This is a genomic window from Sinorhizobium arboris LMG 14919, from assembly GCF_000427465.1.
In the GTDB taxonomy this organism is placed as follows: Bacteria; Pseudomonadota; Alphaproteobacteria; order Rhizobiales; family Rhizobiaceae; genus Sinorhizobium; species Sinorhizobium arboris.
This window is the reverse complement of sequence record NZ_ATYB01000014.1, coordinates 1,141,172-1,162,535: the sequence shown is the minus strand read 5'-3', so window position 1 is coordinate 1,162,535 and position 21,364 is coordinate 1,141,172. Positions and strand designations below refer to the sequence as shown.

The 21,364-nt window shown below is 60.9% G+C and carries 17 protein-coding genes and 4 tRNA genes; 4 read left to right on the top strand and 17 right to left on the bottom strand.

Annotated elements, in window-relative coordinates; genetic code table 11:
* Positions 1–7: 7 nt before the first annotated feature.
* A complete protein-coding gene (locus tag SINAR_RS0116685; protein WP_028000151.1) occupies positions 8–304 on the top strand; it encodes a hypothetical protein in 297 nt (98 codons plus the stop codon).
* A gap of 132 nt (positions 305–436) precedes the next feature.
* Here SINAR_RS0116685 and rpoC read toward each other — a convergent pair whose 3' ends face one another.
* From rpoC to SINAR_RS0116610, 14 genes are all read right to left on the bottom strand, one after another.
* On the bottom strand, positions 437–4,642 hold the full coding sequence (rpoC, locus tag SINAR_RS0116680; RefSeq protein WP_028000150.1) for a DNA-directed RNA polymerase subunit beta': 4,206 nt from the start codon (positions 4,640–4,642) through the stop codon (positions 437–439).
* A gap of 184 nt (positions 4,643–4,826) precedes the next feature.
* The gene (rpoB, locus tag SINAR_RS0116675) at positions 4,827–8,969 is read right to left on the bottom strand and encodes a DNA-directed RNA polymerase subunit beta (protein WP_028000149.1); all 4,143 of its coding nucleotides are present in this window, start codon (positions 8,967–8,969) and stop codon (positions 4,827–4,829) included.
* 264 nt (positions 8,970–9,233) lie between these two features.
* Positions 9,234–9,617, bottom strand: coding sequence for a 50S ribosomal protein L7/L12 (gene rplL, locus SINAR_RS0116670; RefSeq protein WP_012707747.1), 384 nt, complete (start codon positions 9,615–9,617; stop codon positions 9,234–9,236).
* Positions 9,618–9,675: 58 nt separating this feature from the next.
* Positions 9,676–10,194, bottom strand: a complete 519-nt coding sequence (gene rplJ, locus SINAR_RS0116665) for a 50S ribosomal protein L10 (RefSeq protein ID WP_028000148.1) — start codon at positions 10,192–10,194, stop codon at positions 9,676–9,678.
* A gap of 334 nt (positions 10,195–10,528) precedes the next feature.
* Entirely contained in the window at positions 10,529–11,227 is a 699-nt protein-coding gene (gene rplA, locus SINAR_RS0116660; protein ID WP_028000147.1) for a 50S ribosomal protein L1, read from the bottom strand.
* A 4-nt stretch (positions 11,228–11,231) separates the two neighbouring features.
* Complete coding sequence (gene rplK / locus SINAR_RS0116655; protein WP_028000146.1) at positions 11,232–11,660, bottom strand: 50S ribosomal protein L11; 429 nt, start codon at positions 11,658–11,660, stop codon at positions 11,232–11,234.
* Between the two features lie 215 nt (positions 11,661–11,875).
* On the bottom strand, positions 11,876–12,406 hold the full coding sequence (nusG, locus tag SINAR_RS0116650) for a transcription termination/antitermination protein NusG (protein WP_028000145.1): 531 nt from the start codon (positions 12,404–12,406) through the stop codon (positions 11,876–11,878).
* Positions 12,407–12,422: 16 nt separating this feature from the next.
* Entirely contained in the window at positions 12,423–12,623 is a 201-nt protein-coding gene (gene secE, locus SINAR_RS0116645; RefSeq protein ID WP_011975160.1) for a preprotein translocase subunit SecE, read from the bottom strand.
* A gap of 188 nt (positions 12,624–12,811) precedes the next feature.
* Positions 12,812–12,887, bottom strand: a tRNA-Trp gene (locus SINAR_RS0116640).
* A 164-nt stretch (positions 12,888–13,051) separates the two neighbouring features.
* Complete coding sequence (locus tag SINAR_RS0116635) at positions 13,052–13,945, bottom strand: NAD-dependent epimerase/dehydratase family protein (RefSeq protein WP_028000144.1); 894 nt, start codon at positions 13,943–13,945, stop codon at positions 13,052–13,054.
* Positions 13,946–14,073: 128 nt separating this feature from the next.
* Entirely contained in the window at positions 14,074–14,739 is a 666-nt protein-coding gene (locus SINAR_RS0116630) for a hypothetical protein (protein ID WP_028000143.1), read from the bottom strand.
* A 338-nt stretch (positions 14,740–15,077) separates the two neighbouring features.
* The gene (gene tuf, locus SINAR_RS0116620; RefSeq protein ID WP_028000142.1) at positions 15,078–16,253 is read right to left on the bottom strand and encodes an elongation factor Tu; all 1,176 of its coding nucleotides are present in this window, start codon (positions 16,251–16,253) and stop codon (positions 15,078–15,080) included.
* 262 nt (positions 16,254–16,515) lie between these two features.
* A tRNA-Gly gene (locus SINAR_RS0116615) sits at positions 16,516–16,589 on the bottom strand.
* 23 nt (positions 16,590–16,612) lie between these two features.
* Positions 16,613–16,697 (bottom strand) — tRNA-Tyr (locus tag SINAR_RS0116610).
* Positions 16,698–16,910: 213 nt separating this feature from the next.
* Here SINAR_RS0116610 and SINAR_RS0116605 point away from each other — a divergent pair.
* On the top strand, positions 16,911–17,786 hold the full coding sequence (locus SINAR_RS0116605) for a TrmH family RNA methyltransferase (RefSeq protein ID WP_028000141.1): 876 nt from the start codon (positions 16,911–16,913) through the stop codon (positions 17,784–17,786).
* Here SINAR_RS0116605 and SINAR_RS1000000138300 read toward each other — a convergent pair.
* A complete protein-coding gene (locus tag SINAR_RS1000000138300; protein ID WP_028000140.1) occupies positions 17,776–18,060 on the bottom strand; it encodes a hypothetical protein in 285 nt (94 codons plus the stop codon). The two genes, SINAR_RS0116605 and SINAR_RS1000000138300, sit on opposite strands and share 11 nt — an antisense overlap.
* Before the next feature lie 108 nt (positions 18,061–18,168).
* Complete coding sequence (locus SINAR_RS0116595) at positions 18,169–18,789, bottom strand: FMN-dependent NADH-azoreductase (protein ID WP_028000139.1); 621 nt, start codon at positions 18,787–18,789, stop codon at positions 18,169–18,171.
* Between the two features lie 197 nt (positions 18,790–18,986).
* On the opposite strand from SINAR_RS0116595, the gene SINAR_RS0116590 reads away from it, so the two are divergent.
* Positions 18,987–19,928 (top strand): LysR family transcriptional regulator, encoded by a 942-nt coding sequence (locus SINAR_RS0116590; protein WP_028000138.1) that lies wholly within the window; start codon positions 18,987–18,989, stop codon positions 19,926–19,928.
* A gap of 299 nt (positions 19,929–20,227) precedes the next feature.
* Here SINAR_RS0116590 and SINAR_RS0116585 read toward each other — a convergent pair.
* Positions 20,228–20,303 (bottom strand) — tRNA-Thr (locus tag SINAR_RS0116585).
* Between the two features lie 187 nt (positions 20,304–20,490).
* On the opposite strand from SINAR_RS0116585, the gene SINAR_RS0116580 reads away from it, so the two are divergent.
* Positions 20,491–21,264, top strand: coding sequence for an NAD kinase (locus SINAR_RS0116580; RefSeq protein WP_028000137.1), 774 nt, complete (start codon positions 20,491–20,493; stop codon positions 21,262–21,264).
* Positions 21,265–21,364 lie beyond the last annotated feature (100 nt).

Below are 21,364 nucleotides of genomic sequence, written 5' to 3'. Positions count from 1 at the left end.
TGTTTCCATGTCTGTCACACCGGATAACGACAACGCACCCGACGAACCGATGATCTTCATCGTCATCGGCAAAGCCTACGAAGCCGACGGCGACAGCGAAGGCGTTGACATTCACGTGATGCTCCGGGCGCCGGACGACGATACGGCCGTGCGCGAAGCGCTGAATGCACTGGCCGAGGAGGGCTTCCTGGAAGCCGATCTAGACCAGATCGGCACCCTGGACGGCGTACCGGACGAAGAGCCGCACGCTTCCGCCTATCAGGGCGCGCTCGAGGGAGAAGTCGCTATCATTCGCTTCAGCTGAGCGATCCGCCGCCATCCGGAACCGGCTCGCGTTGTTTCACCGCGCTCCCCGGAACAACCTGAAAAGCCGCCCGGATCGCTCCGGGCGGCTTTATTGATTCACGAGTGAGGGCAGCCACCCTGCCCTTTCGGCTTACTCCGCCGCAGCGGGATCGTTCGCCATATCGGCGAGCATCGGAGTGGCGCTTTCGGCACCCGTGCCCTTGCGGCGCTCTTCGAGGATCAACTCGTCGCGCGCCGTGGCGATTCGGCGGATTTGCGTCATCGTGCCGCCCGTACCGGCCGGGATGAGGCGGCCGACAATGACGTTCTCCTTCAGGCCCTGCAGATTGTCCGTCTTGCCTGCGACCGCAGCTTCGGTGAGGACCTTGGTGGTCTCCTGGAACGAAGCGGCCGAGATGAAGGACGGGGTCTGCAACGATGCCTTGGTGATGCCGAGCAGGACCGGCTCGCCAAAAGCGGGCTTCTTGCCTTCGGCAAGGAGGGAATCGTTGACGTCCTCGAGCTCGATGCGGTCGACGTTGTCGCCGACGATATAGGTCGAGTCACCGGCATCGGTGATTTCGACCTTCTGCAGCATCTGGCGGACGATCACCTCGATGTGCTTGTCGTTGATGACAACGCCCTGCAGTCGGTAGACTTCCTGGATTTCATTCACGAGGTAGGAAGCAAGCGCTTCCACGCCCTTGATCGCCAGGATGTCATGCGGCGCCGGGTTGCCGTCGAGGATGTAGTCGCCCTTTTCGATGTAGTCGCCATCCTGAAGATGGAAGGGCTTGCCCTTCGGGATCAGGTACTCGACCGGTTCGACGCCGTCTTCCGCCGGCTCGATCATCACGCGACGCTTGTTCTTGTAATCGCGGCCGAAACGGATCGTGCCATCGATCTCCGCGATGATGGCGTGATCCTTCGGGCGGCGTGCCTCGAACAGTTCGGCAACGCGCGGCAGACCACCGGTGATGTCCTTGGTCTTGGCGCTTTCGAGCGGCGAACGGGCAAGAACGTCGCCCTGGCTGACCTTCTGCCCCGGCTCGACCGAAAGGATCGCGTCGACCGAGAGCATGAAGCGGGCCTCGCCGCCGCGGGCAAGCTTGGCAATGTTGCCATTCTTGTCCTTGATGACGATCGCAGGCTTCAGGTCGGTGCCGCGCGGCGTCGAGCGCCAGTCGATGACCTGGCGCTTGGTGATGCCGGTCGACTCGTCGGTCGATTCCAGAACCGAGATGCCGTCGATCACGTCTTCGAAGTGAACGGTACCTTCCACTTCCGTCATCATCGGCCGGGTGTAGGGATCCCATTCCGCGAAACGCTGACCGCGCTTCACCTTGTCGCCATCGTCGACGAAGATCTTCGAACCATAAGCAACGCGCTGCGAGGAGCGCTCGACACCGCGTTCGTCGAGGATCTGGATCGCCATGTTGCGGCCCATGGCGACGAGTACGCCATCGGAGTTGCGCAGCATGTTGCGGTTCTTGATCTGGACCGTACCCTCATACGAGGCTTCCAGGAACGACTGGTCGACCACGGTTGCCGTACCGCCAAGGTGGAACGTGCGCATGGTCAGCTGCGTGCCCGGCTCGCCGATCGACTGTGCGGCGATGACGCCGACAGCCTCGCCCATGTTGACAGGCGTACCGCGAGCGAGATCTCGCCCGTAGCAGACGCCGCAGACGCCGGTCTGGATCTCGCAGGTCAGCGCCGAACGAATCCGGACGGACTGGATACCGGCCTTCTCGATCGCGACGACATCCGGCTCGAGGATCATCTTGCCGGCATCGACGATGCGTTCGCCGGTGACCGGGTTGTCGATATTGTCGAGCGCCGTACGGCCGAGGATACGCTGGCCGATCGAGGCCACGACCTGACCGGCATCGACGATCGCCGTCATGGTGAGGCCCTTGTCGGTGCCGCAATCCGTGTGCGTGACGATGCAATCCTGCGCGACGTCGACGAGACGACGGGTCAGGTAACCGGAGTTCGCAGTCTTCAAGGCGGTGTCGGCGAGACCCTTACGGGCACCGTGCGTCGAGTTGAAGTACTCGTTCACGGTCAGGCCTTCCTTGAAGTTCGAGATGATCGGCGTTTCGATGATCTCGCCCGACGGCTTCGCCATGAGGCCGCGCATGCCGCCCAGCTGACGCATCTGGTTCGGCGAGCCGCGGGCGCCCGAGTGGGACATCATGTAGATCGAATTCATCGGCTTCTGGCGACCGTTGTCGTCGAACTCGACCGCCTTGATGCGCGCCATCATCTCTTCGGCGACCTTCTCAGTCGCCTTGCCCCAGGCGTCGACGACCTTGTTGTACTTTTCGCCCTGGGTGATGAGGCCGTCATTGTACTGCTGCTCGTATTCCTTCACGAGCGCTTCGGTGTCGCCGACGATCTTCACCTTGGTGTCCGGAATCACCATGTCGTCCTTGCCGAACGAAATGCCGGCGCGGCAGGCATGCGAGAATCCGAGCTGCATGATCCGGTCGCAGAAGATGACGGTGTCCTTCTGTCCGCAATGGCGATAGACCGTGTCGATCATCTTGGAGATGTTCTTCTTGGTCATTTCCTGGTTGCAGATATCGAACGGAACGTTCGGATTCTTCGGCAGGAGTTCGCCGATGATCATGCGGCCGGGCGTTGTTTCATAGATCTTGGAAACCGGGTTGCCCTCGGCATCGACGGTCTTGTAACGGCCCCGGATCTTGGCGTGCAGGGTAACGGCCTTGGTCTCCAGCGCATGGTGCAGTTCGCCCATGTCGGAGAAAGCCATGCCTTCGCCCGGCTCGTTCTGGTTCATGATCGAGAGATAGTACAGGCCGAGAACCATGTCCTGCGACGGCACGATGATCGGGGCACCGTTCGCCGGATGCAGGATGTTGTTCGTCGACATCATCAGCACGCGCGCTTCGAGCTGAGCTTCGAGCGACAACGGCACGTGAACGGCCATCTGGTCACCGTCGAAGTCGGCGTTGAAGGCCGTGCAGACGAGCGGGTGCAGCTGGATCGCCTTGCCTTCGACCAGGATCGGTTCGAAGGCCTGGATGCCCAGGCGGTGCAGGGTCGGCGCGCGGTTCAGAAGAACCGGATGCTCGCGGATGACCTCGTCGAGGATATCCCAGACTTCCGGCTTTTCCTTCTCGACCAGCTTCTTCGCCTGCTTGACGGTCGAGGAGTAACCCTTGGCGTCGAGGCGGGCGTAGATGAAGGGCTTGAAGAGCTCGAGCGCCATCTTCTTCGGCAGGCCGCACTGGTGCAGCTTGAGTTCCGGACCGGTCACGATGACGGAACGGCCGGAATAGTCGACGCGCTTGCCGAGCAGGTTCTGACGGAACCGGCCCTGCTTGCCCTTGAGCATGTCGGAGAGCGACTTCAGCGGACGCTTGTTCGCACCGGTGATGACGCGGCCGCGGCGGCCATTGTCGAACAGCGCATCGACCGATTCCTGCAGCATCCGCTTCTCGTTGCGGATGATGATGCCGGGCGCACGCAGCTCGATCAGCCGCTTCAGGCGGTTGTTGCGGTTGATGACGCGGCGGTAGAGATCGTTGAGGTCCGACGTCGCGAAGCGGCCGCCGTCAAGCGGCACGAGCGGACGCAGGTCCGGCGGGATCACCGGAACGACCTTCATGATCATCCATTCCGGACGATTGCCGGATTCCATGAAGTTCTCGACGATCTTCAGCCGCTTCATCAGCTTCTTCTGCTTCAGATCGGACGTCGTCTCGGCCATCTCCGAACGCAGATCTCCCGCGATCTTCTCGAGATTCATCGATGCCAGCATCTCGTAAATCGCTTCGGCGCCGATCATCGCGGTGAACTGGTCCTCACCGAACTCGTCGACCGCGATCATGTATTCTTCTTCGCTCAGGAGCTGATTTTCCTTGAGCGACGTCAGACCGGGCTCGGTGACGATGTAGTTCTCGAAATAAAGGACGCGTTCGATGTCCTTGAGCGTCATGTCGAGCAGCGTTGCGATGCGGCTCGGCAGCGACTTCAGGAACCAGATGTGAGCAACGGGCGCAGCGAGCTCGATATGGCCCATGCGTTCGCGGCGAACGCGCGACAGCGTGACTTCGACGCCGCACTTTTCGCAGATGATGCCCTTGTACTTCATGCGCTTGTACTTGCCGCACAGGCACTCGTAGTCCTTGATCGGACCAAAGATGCGGGCACAGAAAAGACCGTCGCGTTCCGGTTTGAAGGTGCGGTAGTTGATCGTCTCCGGCTTCTTGATCTCACCGTAAGACCAGGAAAGAATCTTCTCCGGGGACGCAATCGAAATCCGGATGGAATCGAAGGTCTGTGCAGGCACCTGCGGATTGAAAAGATTCATGACCTCTTGGTTCATGCCTGTCTCCTTTGCGGGCATTTAAGCCCTGAGCTTGGCGAGGATGCCGGCAATCCCGGGCGCCGGCCCCTGCCCCTTAAACAGCTAAAACCGCATCGGGTGCGGCCCTGTTCCTGCCGCGGGCAATCAGGTGCCCGACGGCGGAAACGGTGCGCGCCGCTGAGCGGCACGCACCTGATGTCTCTTATTCCGCCGCGTCCGGCAGCTGCGCCGTGGCACCGACATCGTCGACCTTGGAATTCTCCAGCTCGACCGAGAGGCCCAGCGAGCGCATTTCCTTGACGAGAACGTTGAAGCTCTCCGGAATCCCCGCTTCGAAGGTATCGTCGCCGCGGACGATCGCTTCGTAGACCTTGGTGCGACCGGCCACGTCGTCCGACTTGACCGTCAGCATTTCCTGCAGCGTGTAGGCGGCACCGTACGCTTCCAGTGCCCAGACCTCCATCTCGCCGAAGCGCTGACCGCCGAACTGCGCCTTGCCGCCCAGCGGCTGCTGGGTAACGAGCGAGTAAGGACCGATCGAACGAGCGTGGATCTTGTCATCGACCAGGTGGTTGAGCTTCAGCATGTAGATGTAGCCCACGGTCACCTGACGGTCGAAAGTCTCGCCGGTACGGCCGTCATAGAGCGTCGACTGACCGGTAACCTTGAGTCCGGCCTTTTCGAGCATCTCGTTGACGTCGGCCTCGACTGCACCGTCGAAGACCGGCGTTGCGATCGAGACGCCGCGACGGGTCTGCTCGGCCAGACGGATGATCGACTCGTCGTCGTACTGCTTGATCGGCTCGCCCTTCGGACCGGATCCGATGACGTCGTCGATCGTCTGGCGCAGCGGCGCGATGTCGCCACTTGCCTGATAGGCGTCGAGCATCGCACCGATCTTCTTGCCCATGCCGGCGCAAGCCCAGCCGAGATGGGTCTCGAGGATCTGGCCGACATTCATGCGCGACGGAACGCCGAGGGGGTTCAGCACCACGTCGACATGCGTGCCGTCTTCGAGGAAGGGCATGTCTTCGATCGGAACGATCCGCGACACGACACCCTTGTTGCCGTGACGGCCGGCCATCTTGTCGCCGGGCTGGATCTTGCGCTTCACGGCGACGAAGACCTTGACCATCTTCATGACGCCCGGAGGCATCTCATCGCCGCGCTGAACCTTCTCGACCTTGTCCATGAAGCGCTGTTCGAGGCGCGACTTGGACTCGTCATACTGTGCACGCAGCGCTTCGATCTCGCCCTGAGCCTTCTCGTCCTCGACGGCGAACATCCACCACTGCGAGCGGGGATATTCACTGATGACGACGTTCGAGAGCTCGGTGCCTTTCTTGAAGCCCTTCGGACCGGCAACGGCGACATGGCCGCGAAGCATGTCGACCAGACGCGCATAGACGTTGCGGTCGAGGATCGCCTGTTCGTCGTCGCGGTCCTTCGCAAGACGCTCGATCTCCTCGCGCTCGATCGCCATCGCGCGCTCGTCCTTCTCCACGCCATGACGGTTGAAGACGCGCACTTCGACGACCGTGCCGAAGGTGCCCGGGGGCATGCGCATTGACGTGTCGCGAACGTCGGACGCCTTCTCGCCGAAGATGGCGCGCAGAAGCTTTTCTTCCGGCGTCATCGGGCTCTCGCCCTTCGGCGTGATCTTGCCGACCAGGATGTCGCCCGGCTGCACTTCGGCGCCGATGTACACGATACCGGCTTCGTCCAGATTCTTCAGTGCTTCTTCCGAAACGTTCGGAATGTCGCGGGTGATTTCTTCCGGACCAAGCTTGGTGTCGCGCGCCATCACCTCGAATTCCTCGATGTGGATCGAGGTGAAGACGTCGTCGCGCACGATACGCTCGGAGAGCAGGATCGAGTCTTCGTAGTTGTAGCCGTTCCAGGGCATGAACGCGACGAGTGCGTTGCGGCCAAGCGCCAGATCGCCGAGGTCGGTCGACGGACCGTCCGCGATGATATCGCCCTTGTTGATGACGTCACCGACGGTAACCAGCGGCCGCTGGTTGACGCAGGTGTTCTGGTTGGAGCGCTGGAACTTCTGCAGACGGTAGATGTCGACGCCCGACTTGGACGGGTCCAGGTCTTCGGTGGCGCGGATAACGATACGCGTCGCGTCCACCTGATCGACGATGCCGCCGCGGCGGGCAGCGATCGCAGCACCGGAGTCACGCGCGACGACCGGCTCCATGCCGGTGCCCACGAAGGGAGCCTCCGCACGCAACAGGGGCACGGCCTGACGCTGCATGTTCGAGCCCATCAGAGCGCGGTTGGCGTCATCGTTCTCGAGGAACGGGATGAGCGCGGCCGCGACCGAGACGAGCTGCTTCGGCGAAACGTCCATCAGGTTGATATTGTCGCGCGGCGCCAGCATCACTTCGCCGGCATGGCGGCAAACGACGAACTCTTCCGAGAAGGATCCGTCTTCATCCAGAATCGAGTTTGCCTGTGCAACGTGATACTTGGCTTCTTCCATCGCCGAGAGATAGACGACGTCGTTCGTCACCTTGCCGTCGACGATCTTGCGGTACGGGCTCTCGATGAAGCCGTACTTGTTGACGCGGGCGAAGGTCGCGAGCGAGTTGATCAGACCGATGTTCGGGCCTTCCGGCGTTTCGATCGGGCAGATACGGCCGTAATGCGTCGGATGCACGTCGCGCACTTCGAAGCCGGCGCGCTCACGGGTCAGACCGCCCGGACCCAGTGCCGAAAGGCGGCGCTTATGGGTGATTTCCGAAAGCGGGTTCACCTGGTCCATGAACTGCGAGAGCTGCGAGGAGCCGAAGAATTCGCGAACGGCGGCGGCAGCCGGCTTCGCGTTGATGAGGTCCTGCGGCATCACGGTGTCGATCTCGATCGAGGACATACGCTCCTTGATCGCACGCTCCATGCGCAGGAGACCCAGGCGATACTGGTTCTCCATCAACTCGCCGACCGAGCGGACACGGCGGTTGCCGAGATTGTCGATGTCGTCGATCTCGCCCTTGCCGTCACGCAGCTCAACGAGCATCTTGACGACGGCCAGGATGTCTTCCTTGCGCAGCGTGCGAACCGTATCCGGAACATCCAGATCGAGGCGCATGTTCATCTTGACGCGGCCAACGGCCGAGAGGTCGTAGCGCTCGGCATCGAAGAACAGCGCATTGAACATGGCTTCGGCCGAATCCATGGTCGGCGGCTCACCCGGGCGCATGACGCGGTAGATGTCGAACAATGCGTCCTGGCGGTTCTCGTTCTTGTCGGCCGCAAGCGTGTTGCGGATATAGGCGCCGATGTTGATGTGATCGATATCGAGCACCGGAATCTCGTCGAATCCGGCCGACAGGATGACCGGAAGCGTCTTCTCGTCGATCTCGTCACCGGCCTCGAGATAGATCTCGCCGGTCTCGAAGTTGACGACGTCCTCGGCGAGGTAGTTGCCGTAAAGATCGTCGTCCGTGGCCTTGAGCGCCTTCAGGCCCTTGTCCTGCAGCTGCCGGAGCAGGCGCGGCGTCAGCTTCTTGCCGCCCTCGACCACAACCTCGCCAGTATCGGCGTCGATCATGTCGGCCAATGCCTTCTGGCCCTTCAGCGCATCAGGCTGGAACGGCACGCGCCAGCCCTCGCCGTCGCGCTGATAGAGCGACTTCGTGTAAAAGGTGTCGAGGATTTCCTCGCCGTCCATTCCGAGCGCCATCAGAAGCGACGTCACTGGAATCTTCCGGCGGCGGTCGATGCGCGCATGGACGATGTCCTTCGCATCGAACTCGATATCGAGCCAGGAGCCGCGATAGGGAATCACGCGTGCGGCGAAGAGCAGCTTGCCGGACGAGTGGCTCTTGCCTTTGTCATGATCGAAGAAGACACCCGGCGAACGGTGCATCTGCGAGACGATGACACGCTCCGTGCCGTTGACGATGAAGGTGCCGTTGTCCGTCATGAGCGGCATATCGCCCATATAGACGTTCTGTTCCTTGATGTCCTTGATCGACTTGGCGCCGGTGTCCTCATCGATATCGAACACGATCAGACGCAGGGTCACCTTGAGCGGTGCCGCATAGGTCAGATCACGCTGGCGGCACTCCTCGACGTCGAACTTCGGTGCCTCGAATTCGTAGGAAACGAACTCGAGCATCGAGGCGCCGGAGAAATCCTTTATCGGAAATACCGATTTGAAAACGGCTTGAAGCCCCTCGTCCGGCCGCCCGCCTTGGGGCTCGTCCACCATGAGGAACTGGTCGTAAGACGCCTTCTGAACCTCGATGAGGTTCGGCATCTCCGCGACTTCGGGAATTTTACCAAAAAACTTGCGTACGCGCCTACGACCGTTAAACGAAAGGGTCTGAGCCATCGTCGCTCCTTGTCAATCTTGCATCCGGGCCTGCAACGGACGGGAACCGATGGCCAGTCGACCCCGTCAATCAATGGGTAGTTCAATCTCGTCCAGCAATCGAAAGACGCCAGCGCGGAATGCTGTGCTGTCCTTCGATCGAGACCATCCTCTTGAAGAACCCATTACCCAAAAGCCGTTTTCGACAGGCTTTTGGGTAATATGTTCTAAAAACGGTCAAAGAGAGGCGGCCACAAGGGCCCCCTCCCTTCGCATTTCGCCGAATTACTTGACGTCGACCTTCGCGCCAGCGTCTTCGAGCTTCTTCTTGAGGTCAGCAGCTTCAGCCTTGGAAACAGCTTCCTTGACAGCCTTCGGAGCGCCTTCGACGAGATCCTTGGCTTCCTTGAGGCCGAGGCCGGTGATGGCGCGGACTTCCTTGATGACGTTGATCTTGTTCGCGCCGGCATCCGTCAGGATGACGTCGAACTCGGTCTTTTCTTCTTCCGCAGCGGCGGCAGCACCACCAGCAGCACCGCCGGCGGCAGCAACGGCTACCGGAGCAGCGGCGGAAACGCCCCACTTTTCTTCGAGAAGCTTGGAAAGCTCAGCAGCTTCCAGGACGGTCAGCGAGGAGAGGTCTTCAACGATCTTTGCGAGATCAGCCATTTTACTTTTCCTTTTGTTCGGTTCGAACTGGTTTTAAATACAACAGCGAAATTCCGCCTCAGGCGGCTTCGTCCTTCTTGGCATAGGCCGAGAACACGCGGGCAAGCTGGCTTGCCGGTGCTGCGACAACCGTCGCGACGCGGGTTGCCGGGGCGTTGATGAGGCCCAGCAGCTTCGCGCGCAGCTCGTCGAGCGAAGGCAGGGTCGCAAGCGACTTGACACCTTCAGCGTTGAGCGTGGTTGCCCCCATGGCGCCACCGAGAACAACGAGCTTGTCGTTGGTCTTGGCAAAATCCATGACGACCTTCGGAGCCGTTACGGGGTCTTCGCTGTAAGCAATCAGCGTCTGCCCCCTGAAGAGATCGATCATCCCTTCAGACTCCGTGCCCTGAAGAGCGATCTTGGCCAGGCGGTTTTTCGCGACTCTGACGGTGCCGCCAGCAGCGCGCATCTTCGAACGGAAGTCGTTCATCTGCGCAACTGTGACACCAGCATAGTGGGCCACGACAACCGAACCGGAAGCCTTGAAGACTTCGTTCAGCTCCGTGACGAATTCGCGTTTTTCCGCTCTTTCCACTGTCTGTCTCCAGTTGGCAGGGTTGCTCATCGCAGCCCTGCCGGGTTTGCCTTTGTCACCCGGGATCATTCTCGATCCCAAGCAACGCTTGAGGATCCTGTCCCTTGGCGTTCCCGGGAGAGCCGGGTCTGACACAAGGCAAGCGAGGCTCGAACCGAATTCCGACGCATTCCGCGTCTTCATGAAATTCAGATCTTACCCGTCTCATGCGGGCAAGGTGATTAAGGTAGAACCACCCGCAATCTCGGACAGGAGTTCCGGGCGGAAGCCCGGACATTTCCGGCCAATGAAGGCCGGAAATCAGGTTACGGACCGAAGCCCGTCAAACTATTTATCAGGCCGCGCTGATCGTTGCCGGATCGACCTTGAGGCCGGGGCCCATCGTCGAGGAAACAGCCACGCGCTTGACGTAGTTGCCCTTGGCACCAGTCGGCTTCGCCTTGATCACCGCATCTGCGAAGGCACGGATGTTCTCTTCGAGCGCCTTGGCATCGAAGGAAGCCTTGCCGATGCCGGCGTGAACGATACCGGCTTTCTCAACGCGGAACTCGACCGCGCCGCCCTTCGAAGCCTTGACGGCTCCGGCGACGTCCATGGTGACGGTGCCGACCTTCGGGTTCGGCATCATGCCGCGGGGGCCGAGAACCTTACCGAGACGGCCGACGAGCGGCATCATGTCCGGGGTAGCGATGCAGCGATCGAATTCGATCTTGCCGCCCTGGACGATCTCGACGAGGTCTTCCGCGCCGACGACGTCGGCGCCGGCAGCCTTGGCTTCGTCAGCCTTCGCACCACGGGCGAACACGGCGACGCGAACCGAGCGGCCGGTGCCGTTCGGCAGGTTGACCACGCCACGGACCATCTGGTCGGCATGGCGCGGATCGACGCCGAGGTTCATCGCGACTTCGATCGTTTCGTCGAACTTCGCCGTCGCACGCTCCTTGACCAGCGTTACGGCTTCGGAAAGGCCGTAGAGCTTCGCCGGGTCGATGCCCTCTCGGGACTTCTGTACACGCTTTGCAATCTTCGCCATGGTCTTAGCCCGTCACTTCCAGGCCCATGGAGCGGGCCGAGCCCTCAACCATCGCCATTGCGCCTTCGATATCGGCCGCGTTGAGGTCCTTCATCTTGGCCTCTGCGATCGTGCGGATCTGAGCCTTGGAGATCGAACCGGCCTTCGCCTTGCCAGGGGTCTTGGAGCCCGCCTGAACCTTCGCTTCGCGCTTCAGGAAGTAGCTGACCGGCGGCTGCTTCATGATGAAGGTGAACGACTTGTCCTGGTAATAGGTAATGACGACCGGAATCGGCATACCCTTTTCCATTTCCTGCGTGGCGGCGTTGAACGCCTTGCAGAATTCCATGATGTTAATGCCACGCTGACCAAGCGCAGGACCGATCGGCGGCGACGGGTTCGCCGAGCCGGCCTTTACCTGCAGCTTGAGCTGGCCTGCAACTTTCTTAGCCATTTCTCTCTGCCTTTCACTGCTCCCCCGCGGCGAGACCGAGAAGGGAACTCATCAGCCGGTTGCCCGGCCATTTGCCGATCGACCGATCGGCGGCTGCGGTTGCGTGGTGCGGATAATCCGGTCCGGCTAAGACCGGAAACCTCCCACGCGATGCGGATCGCTCCGCCGAACAGACCGGCAAACCGGCCTGCCCATTCCTATAGGTTTACGCTCTCTCAGACCTTTTCGACCTGGCCGTATTCCAGCTCGACAGGCGTCGCACGGCCAAAGATCGACACCTCGACCTTCAAGCGCGACCGCTCTTCGTCGACATCCTGAACGATGCCGTTGAACGATGCGAAAGGACCATCGGAAACACGGACCTGCTCGCCGATCTCGAAGGAGACCGAAGGCTTCGGGCGCTCGACGCCGTCCTGAACCTGACCGAGGATACGATCGGCTTCATGATCCGGAATCGGCACCGGCTTGCTGTCCGTACCAAGGAAACCGGTCACTTTCGGCGTGTTCTTGATGAGGTGATAGGCCTCATCGGTCAGGTCGGCGCGAACGAGGACATAGCCCGGGAAGAACTTCCGCTCCGCGTCGACCTTGCGTCCGCGACGCACCTCGACCACCTTTTCGGTGGGCACGAGAATCTTCTCGAAGAGATGGGTGAGGCCCTTCTGCTTTGCCTTTTCCTCGATCGATTCAGCGACCTTCTTTTCAAAATTCGAATAGGCGTGAACAATATACCAGCGCGCAGCCATGCTACCCTCCACCCGATCAAGCGCCAACGTTGAGGATCAGGCTCATCACCCAACCCAACAACTGGTCCGCACCAAAGAAGAAGGCGGCGGCAAAAGAGACCATGACGAAGACCATCAACGTCGAGATCGTCGTCTCGCGCCGCGAAGGCCAAGTCACTTTCGACGTTTCGGAGCGCACCTGCTGCAGAAACGTAAATGGATTCGTTTTGGATGCCATAAAATGCTCACGCCATTACGGCGCGTAAAGCCGACTTGTCAGCCCCACGCACCGCGTGTCTGTTTGGACCCTACATAAAGACCGATTGCAAAAACCACAAGAGCCAATCAGTCTTTTTTGTGAATATACTGGACGGCCTTGCCGCCTCCCCCTCCCAACCGCGCCCGCACGTGGCAGCGATGGAAGAATGGCAGGGGCAGAGGGGCTCGAACCCCCGACCTGCGGTTTTGGAGACCGCCGCTCTACCAACTGAGCTATACCCCTACGGCGCCGCGACGCAAACCGAAAACCGGCTGCATCCCAAGTCAGCGGCTTCATATTCAGTTTGCCGGACGCTTTCAAGCGCATTCGCAGCAAAAGGCAAAAAAGAATCAACAAAATTTCCGCCGCCGCCTCCAACCGGCGCCCGAACGGCAGCTGCAACGCAGTCAGTCGTTCAGCTTTACATAGCGGCGCCAATCATGCTGTTCCTTGAAGCCGAGAACCTCCCGGATCTTTCGGTTGGAAAGAAGTCCCTCGAACTCGCCGATCTCGCGCGTGAAAGGAACGCCAGGATAAAACCTGCTGGCAAGTTCACGCGAAGGCGTATTGGCCGAAACCGTGTCGTTCGCGGCGTTGAATATCGCGAAACCGAGACCGTCCTTCTCCACGCAAAGCTTCACGATCTGGCCGAGGTCGCGCGCATCGATATAGCTCCAGGCGATCCGTTTGCGGATTTCCGGATGAGCGAAATAACGAGGGAAGTTTGCGTATTCGTGCGGCTCGATCACGTTGCCGATGCGCAATGCGTAAATATCGAAGCCGGAGCGCTCGGCGAAGGCTCTCGCCGTCTTCTCGTTCACCACCTTCGACAACCCGTAGGAATCCATCGGATTGACGTCATAATCCTCCTCCAGGGGGAAATGATGGAAGTCGCGGTGCCCCTCGGCGAAGCAGACACCGTAGGTCGTTTCGCTGGATGCGACGATGATCTTTCGGATACCGAGCTTCACCGCCGCCTCGATGACGTTATAGGTGCCCATCACGTTGATCCGGAAGGTTTCGTTGTCCGGCTTGATGAGAATCCGCGGAACGGCAGCGAAATGCACCACGGCATCAAAGGGCTGCGCCCCCCGTTCGAGATCGGGGAAATCCCGGTGCATCGACAGCGCGTTGAACATTTGGCCGCTGTCGGTGATGTCGGCAATCAGATTGGTGACGCCGGGGCTGTCCAGCGGCACGAGATCGACGTTGTGCACGTCGTAGCCCGCCTCGATGAGATAGGGCACAGCGTGCCGCCCGGCCTTACCCGAGCCGCCAGTGAACAGAATTCGCTTTTTCATGATAGCTCCCCAGGCAAAAGAAGAAGAAGTGCTGCAGCGATCTCACGGCGGAACGCGCCGCGCCGTAGGTTAGGTTCTTTGCGCGTTCGCGCAAGATCCATTGCAGGGGCATCGAATGTTATGGCGGCTCACCACTTCAGGCTATAGCGGATGTCGAACACGCTCCGGGGCTCCAGCAGCGGCTCGGCAACCGCTGCGCCGAGGCGCAAGTTGCCGAAATTCTGTTCCACCCCAATCCGGCTTACGCCGCTGAGGCCGCCACTCGAAACCTGGCTCTGCACAGTGAGCGACGTCCGGCTTGCCCGAGAGACGAGCTTGGCGGATTGGGTCAGCCTCGGCTCGTTGCACCGGTTTTCATAGGCGTTGCATTGAAGAGCGATGCTCCGGTGAACCTCCGCATCGAGGGTGGGCGTGAGAATCCAGCTGCGCGCTGTGCCGGCGCCGAAGTTGCCGGTTCCCCGCAGGGCATTGTAATCCACGCTGACCCGGGAGGAACGCGCTGGCGCCCCTCTCCCGCTCTCGCGCGAGGCCGTTCCCCAGAGGCGGACCGGTGCGCCGGGCGGATTGATCTTGCCCGAGCGCGTGGCATCCATGGAGACCTCGGCACCGGCCGACGTGTTCCATCGCCCCGTCCGGCGAACGCCGAACCGCAACTTGTAGGCGTTAGCTCCGGTTTTGGAAGGCGACCAGATAAGCGGGCTGTCATCGGCGGCCGATGCCAATTTCGGGAATGTCCCGGCACAGATCAAAACGATGCCGGCCGCGGCAAGCCGCGCGGGAATACGTCTGTTCATGGATTCCGATCCTGCTGCAGGTTTCCTCGAACCGATCGATGGAACATGCAATTCAAAGCGCCGCAGCGACCTTTGCGCGTCCGGCAAGACGCACCGCGCCGCAGTCGCAACCGGTGCCGTCAGGCAAATCGTCAGAACCGGAAGATAGCACGACCGGCGCGAATGGTCGCGTGATAATCGGCTGTCCCGCGAGGGGCTATGCAAGCACTGTTGCAAACATCACACGCGAAAAGCGGTCGCCCGCAGTAACGGAACGCGGCGCAGCGCCTTGCTTGGGGCAATTGCCCAAAAAAAACCCCGCGGTTGCCCGCGGGGTTCGAAGTCCGGTCCGACCGGAATTACTCGACGATGGAGGCGACGATGCCTGCGCCGACGGTGCGGCCGCCTTCGCGGATAGCGAAGCGCAGCTTTTCTTCCATCGCGATCGGCACGATCAGCTCGACGTCAACCGTGACGTTGTCGCCCGGCATGACCATTTCCGTGCCTTCCGGCAGCGTCACGATGCCGGTCACGTCCGTCGTGCGGAAGTAGAACTGCGGACGGTAGTTGGTGAAGAACGGCGTATGACGGCCGCCCTCTTCCTTCGTCAGGATGTAGGCTTCAGCCTTGAACTTGCGGTGCGGCTTGACCGAACCCGGCTTGCACAGAATCTGACCGCGCTCGACCCCGTTGCGGTCGACGCCGCGCAGAAGCGCGCCGATGTTGTCGCCGGCCTGGCCCTGGTCGAGCAGCTTGCGGAACATTTCAACGCCCGTGCAGGTCGTCTTCGTCGTCGGACGGATGCCGACGATCTCGATTTCCTCACCCACCTTGACGATGCCGCGCTCGACGCGGCCGGTCACAACCGTACCGCGGCCCGAGATCGAGAACACGTCTTCGATCGGCATCAGGAACGGCTGGTCGATCGGACGCTCCGGCGTCGGAATGTAGGAGTCGACCGCAGCCATCAGCTCGCGGATCGCGTCTTCGCCGATCTTCTTGTCCGAATCTTCAAGCGCAGCCAGGGCCGAACCCTTGATGATCGGGATGTCGTCGCCCGGGAATTCGTAGGACGACAGAAGTTCGCGCACTTCCAGCTCGACGAGCTCGAGAAGTTCCGCGTCGTCGACCTGGTCGACCTTGTTCAGGAACACCACAATCGCCGGAACGCCGACCTGGCGGGCGAGCAGAATGTGTTCGCGCGTCTGCGGCATCGGGCCGTCGGCTGCCGAAACCACCAGAATAGCGCCGTCCATCTGCGCCGCACCGGTGATCATGTTCTTCACATAGTCGGCGTGGCCGGGGCAGTCGACATGCGCATAGTGACGGTTCGGCGTCTCGTATTCCACGTGCGCCGTCGAAATCGTGATCCCGCGCGCCTTTTCTTCCGGCGCAGCGTCGATCTGGTCATACGCCTTGAACTCGCCGAAATACTTCGTGATCGCTGCCGTCAGCGACGTCTTGCCATGGTCAACGTGGCCAATCGTGCCAATGTTAACGTGCGGCTTATTGCGCTCAAATTTGCTCTTTGCCATGGGTACGCTTCCTGTGGTCAAATAAGATGGATCAGCCGGCGGGGCCGGTTTGTCGAGCCGTTTAAGGGTTTCGTCGCATTTGCGCAAGACTTAATTGCGCAGGCTGCGACGGCAAGGTCTCGCCCGTTTCGAATGACCGCGGCAAGGTGCGGCCGGAGCTCCGAAAATGCAATCTCACTGCAGGAAAAGAAACGTATAAACAGTCATATGCGGCGCCAACTTAAAGCGCGCCGGAATCTTTGCAATGTCTTGAAACGGAAGCTGGAGCGGGTAGCGGGAATCGAACCCGCGTATTCAGCTTGGAAGGCTGCTGCTCTACCATTGAGCTATACCCGCGGGTCTTCGATCCTGAAGCAGAATGGTGGAGGGAGTTGGATTTGAACCAACGTAGGCTGAGCCAACGGATTTACAGTCCGTCCCCTTTAACCACTCGGGCATCCCTCCATTTATCTGTCGGGATCAATCGACCAAGCATTTGAGATCGCGGAGGAACCGGCGTTTGGCGTCGCCCGTCGATCTGCGCCGGGTATATGACCGCCTGCATTCGTCCTGTCAACACGGCGAAATGCAAATTTTCGGAATTTCTCCACAGCCGGCCGCAGCGGCGACTTTCCGAAATCAGTTTGAACCCGAGGCGAAGCTCACTATAAGACCGGCATGAGCAAGGACAAGACCGGCGACAAGAGCGCCAGAGACACCCATTACGCAAATCTCCGCCGCGCGCATCGGGATGCCCGCCGCGAACGCGGGGAGATTCCGACGCCGCGCCAGGACAAGCGCGGGAAGCTGCCTGCCGATTGGAAGCCGCCGGCACTCGCCCCCGACCAGGTGCTCCTGTACGGGCTGCACACCGTTCGCGCCGCCCTCGACAATCCGGAACGTCACATCATCCGCCTCGCGGTTACGCAGAACGCCGCCTTGCGCCTGGACCTTGGAGATCCGGCGAAGCTCCCCTTCCCGGCCGAGATCGTCACTCCACAGGAACTCGACCGGATTCTCGGGCCCGATGCCATTCACCAGGGCGTGATGCTGGAGACGCGGCCGCTGCCGCACCGCAAGCTCGGGGCCTTGCGTGATTGCCCCTTGATTCTCGTTCTCGATCAGGTGACCGATCCTCATAACGTCGGAGCGATCATGCGCTCGGCGGTCGCCTTCGACGCCGGCGCCCTCATTACGACGATGCGCCACAGTCCCACAGAATCGGGCGTGTTGGCGAAATCGGCCTCCGGCGCGCTGGAGCTCATTCCCTATATCCAGATCACCAATCTCGCCGACACCATCGAAGAGCTCCACGAACTCGGCTTCATGACCATCGGGCTCGATTCCGAGGGGCCGCAGCCGCTCGAGGGCACATTCGCGGGAGACAAGATCGCGCTCGTGCTCGGATCGGAAGGCAAGGGCCTGCGGCAGAAGACGCGGCAGACGGTCAAGGCGCTCGCCCGGCTCGACATGCCGGGTGCGATCAAGTCGCTGAACGTCTCGAATGCCGCCGCGATCGCAATGTACGCGGCGAGACAGCATCTCAAGGGATAAATGCCGGCGGAACGCCCGTGGGCGTAAGTCCGGCCGTCGGACAGCCGTCCCGCAGTTTTCTCCACGTCGTGACGTTGAGGTCCATTTGGCAACGCGCGAGATAGGAGACGTCGCCGACGCGGATGCAGGCAGTCTGGCCGAGTTCGTATGTCGCTCCGTCGCGATGGCGGCAGGTGCATCGCCGGTCCGGCGCAGACGCGGAAACGCTTGCTGCGACCGAGGCGACGGCCGCGAGCGACAACGCCAGAAACCGCAGGGCGCACAGGTAGTTCATGCCCGGCAGAATAACGCAAATTCGCCCCGATCAGAAACGGAGAATGCCGGCTGATCGCCCAGCCGGCACCCTCCGCAACGAACCGGCGCCACAGCGCCGGCCGAATGATCAGCTTGCGAGCTTCAGAACGTTGCCCTGAGCAATCGTCTTTTCGGCTTCTGCGATGGCGAACTGCTTCTGGTCGGCGCCGAGGTTCAGACCCTCTGCGCGGATGAACTCGATATCAGTTATGCCGAAAAAGCCGAAGACCGACCGAAGATAGGTTTCCTGGTGGTCCATTGCGGAAGCCGGCGCGACGGAATAGTGACCGCCACGGGTGGAAGCGACGATCACCTTCTTGCCCTTGGCGAGGCCTTCCGCACCCGCTTCGGTATAACGGAAGGTTTTGCCGGCAACCGCCAGACGGTCTATCCAGGCCTTGAGTTGACTTGGGATCGAGAAGTTGTACATCGGCGCACCGACGACGATCGTGTCGGCGGCCAGGAATTCCTCAAGCATCTGCCGTCCGATGCGTACATCAGCGGCCAACGCGGCGTCGACACCTTCGAGATCGGCAGGCGCCATGATCTGCGCGCCGGTCAGGTGCGGAACGCGTTCGGATGCGAGATCCCGATAGGTAATCTCCGTATCGGGCCGATCGGCCCTGATCTGCGACACGATTGCCGAGGTCAGGCGACGGGAGACCGAGTGTTCGCCGAGAATGCCGGAGTCGATATGAAGGGTTTTCATGGGAAGCACCTTTTGCTTACGTTGCGGTGCATCACATATGATCTGTAAACAATCCTACGATAAGTCAGCGAAAGTTTGACATTCCGTTTCCCCAGGGAAACAATTTCGGCAGATATCGCGAACACCTGGCCGCCAATCTTCACTTCCGATGGACGAGAAGCGGTATGATCGTCGATACGCCTTGATAGGAGGCAATCATGCAGGATCTCAACGATATCGCGCTCTTCGCCGCGGTCGTCAAACACCATGGCTTCAGCGCCGCTGCGCGCGACCTGAACGTGCCGAAATCCAAGCTCAGCAAACATGTCGCGCGCCTGGAGGAACAATTGGGCGTCCGGCTGCTTGAGCGCTCGACCCGCAAGCTGCGGATGACCGAAATCGGCCGCATCTTCTACGAGCACGCCCAGGGCCTGCTCGACGGCGTGGCCGCAGCCGAAGCCGAAATCGCGGCCGTACGCGCCGAACCGACAGGCGTCGTCCGACTGGCCTGCCCGATCGGCTTCACGCCGATGCTCGCCGACATCCTGCCCGCTTTCCACCGCAGATATCCCGGCGTCCGGCTGCTGATCACTGCGACCAACCGGCGAATCGACCTCATTGAGGAACGGATCGACGTCGCCTTGCGTGCGCGCGATCAGCTCGACACTGACAGCCAGCTGATCGTTCGCAAATTCGGCGAGGTGCGCCAACGCCTCGCCGCCAGCCCTACGCTTCTCGCGCGCCTTGGCGAGATCACGACCGACAACCTCTCGCAAATGCCGACGCTGTCGATGAACGAGCAGCATCCGAACGACGTCTGGCGGCTCGTACACACAAGCGGGGGAGCGATCGAGATCGCTCACCGGCCTGTCATCGGCTGCAGCGACTTTCTCATCCTCGAGCGCGCCGCCATCGAAGGCATGGGAATAGCGCTGCTGCCCGACCATATCTGCGAGCGCGCCTTCCGCACCGGCGCCCTCGTTCCGGTTCTGCCTGAGTGGACCTCCGGCAACGTCATGGTGCACCTCGTCTTCCCCTCGCGTCACGGCCTGCTGCCTGCGACCCGCGCACTCATCGACTATCTGGCGGAAAATCTGATCAAGGCGCTGGAGCGCTGCCGCGAGGTCGACCCGAGGCCGGCGGCATCGTTCGATATCTGATGCGACGGTCACATCACTGCAGTTGCTCCGGCGGACTGCGCACCATCGGCCGCATTCCGACAGACTATTTGGACCTTCCGCCTCGTCAATTCTCGAAGAGCGATCTCAGAAAGGCGCGACAAAGCGGCGAATGCGCTCGGGCGGCGTGATGGCGCCGAGGAGGACGCCGTGAGAGGCTATCGGTCCGTCAAATAGGTCCCGGTTGTAGCATGAAGTGGGAACAGATTTTCCCGCACCCCAATCCCAGACGCCCCGCACCTGGCTTCAACCGATTGATCTTAAATCAGAAAAAAACAATGTGGTGCCCCCAGAGAGACTCGAACTCCCGACCTACTGATTACAAATCAGCCGCTCTACCAACTGAGCTATAAGGGCACATCTGTGCTGGGAGTTACCATATTCTCTCCAGGTGTAAAGCAAAAATGCGGCTTTCCTCATTTTTTCGGATGCGTTCGCGCCGGGGCCGTGCCAGAAAAGCGAGCGCAGCGTCTACGGCGCTGCGCGTCTTGACGGACGAAGAAACATGCAGGCCCTGCCCTGCAACGATCAACGGACTGAGTTCATGGCCCGCAAGTTCAACTCCCTCGCCTTCATCGCATCGCCGGCAGAGGAAGCGCAGAAGGCAGCCGAGGATCTCAGAGCCATTTACGGCGATCATGATGCCGGCGAAGCGGATGTGATCGTAGCGCTCGGCGGCGACGGCTTCATGCTGCACACGCTGCACAAGACGATGAATACCGGCAAGCTCGTCTACGGTATGAATCGCGGCTCGGTCGGGTTCCTGATGAATCGCTACAGCACCGAGAACCTGCATGAGCGCATCGCCAATGCGGACGAAAACGCATTCCATCCGCTCGAGATGTGCACCAAGGACGTCAACGGGGATAAGTTCACCGCGCTTGCGATCAACGAGGTTTATCTCTTCCGCCAGTCCTACCAGGCCGCAAAGCTGAAGGTCATCGTCGACGGCAAGACGCGGCTCGACGAATTGACCTGCGACGGGCTGCTTTTGGCGACGCCTGCGGGCTCCACCGCCTATAACCTCTCTGCGCACGGACCGATCCTGCCGCTGGAAGCGCCGCTTCTGGCACTCACGCCCGTCAGTCCCTTTCGGCCGCGGCGCTGGCGCGGGGCACTGCTGCCGAACCACGTGACCGTGGACATCGAAATCCTCGAGGCCGACAAGCGCCCGGTCAACGCCGTGGCCGACCACCAGGAAGTCAAGTCCGTCGTCAACGTGCGCATCGCTGAATCGGAGAAGCTCACGGCACGCATCCTTTCGGACCCGGACCATTCCTGGTCCGATCGCATCCTGGCCGAGCAGTTCTCCAATTGAAATCACACGTTGCGGACGTGATATTATAGGAGCGGCGGCGGTCTCGGGCGCCCCTGCATGGCTTCGATCGGGCCGGTCGAAGCCATGCAGAAACGCAAGT

Bases quoted from the DNA above. Each gene is read 5' to 3' on its own strand.
- SINAR_RS0116595 (WP_028000139.1), bottom strand. From the start codon at position 18,789: ATGAAAACCCTTCATATCGACTCCGGCATTCTCGGCGAACACTCGGTC.
- rplK (WP_028000146.1), bottom strand. From the start codon at position 11,660: ATGGCTAAGAAAGTTGCAGGCCAGCTCAAGCTGCAGGTAAAGGCCGGC.
- rplA (WP_028000147.1), bottom strand. From the start codon at position 11,227: ATGGCGAAGATTGCAAAGCGTGTACAGAAGTCCCGAGAGGGCATCGAC.
- rpoB (WP_028000149.1), bottom strand. From the start codon at position 8,969: ATGGCTCAGACCCTTTCGTTTAACGGTCGTAGGCGCGTACGCAAGTTT.
- tuf (WP_028000142.1), bottom strand. From the start codon at position 16,253: ATGGCAAAGAGCAAATTTGAGCGCAATAAGCCGCACGTTAACATTGGC.
- secE (WP_011975160.1), bottom strand. From the start codon at position 12,623: ATGGCATCCAAAACGAATCCATTTACGTTTCTGCAGCAGGTGCGCTCC.
- SINAR_RS1000000138300 (WP_028000140.1), bottom strand. From the start codon at position 18,060: ATGAACTACCTGTGCGCCCTGCGGTTTCTGGCGTTGTCGCTCGCGGCC.
- rpoC (WP_028000150.1), bottom strand. From the start codon at position 4,642: ATGAACCAAGAGGTCATGAATCTTTTCAATCCGCAGGTGCCTGCACAG.
- SINAR_RS0116635 (WP_028000144.1), bottom strand. From the start codon at position 13,945: ATGAAAAAGCGAATTCTGTTCACTGGCGGCTCGGGTAAGGCCGGGCGG.
- SINAR_RS0116630 (WP_028000143.1), bottom strand. From the start codon at position 14,739: ATGAACAGACGTATTCCCGCGCGGCTTGCCGCGGCCGGCATCGTTTTG.
- SINAR_RS0116685 (WP_028000151.1), top strand. From the start codon at position 8: ATGTCTGTCACACCGGATAACGACAACGCACCCGACGAACCGATGATC.
- SINAR_RS0116605 (WP_028000141.1), top strand. From the start codon at position 16,911: ATGAGCAAGGACAAGACCGGCGACAAGAGCGCCAGAGACACCCATTAC.
- rplL (WP_012707747.1), bottom strand. From the start codon at position 9,617: ATGGCTGATCTCGCAAAGATCGTTGAAGACCTCTCCTCGCTGACCGTC.
- nusG (WP_028000145.1), bottom strand. From the start codon at position 12,406: ATGGCTGCGCGCTGGTATATTGTTCACGCCTATTCGAATTTTGAAAAG.
- SINAR_RS0116580 (WP_028000137.1), top strand. From the start codon at position 20,491: ATGGCCCGCAAGTTCAACTCCCTCGCCTTCATCGCATCGCCGGCAGAG.
- SINAR_RS0116590 (WP_028000138.1), top strand. From the start codon at position 18,987: ATGCAGGATCTCAACGATATCGCGCTCTTCGCCGCGGTCGTCAAACAC.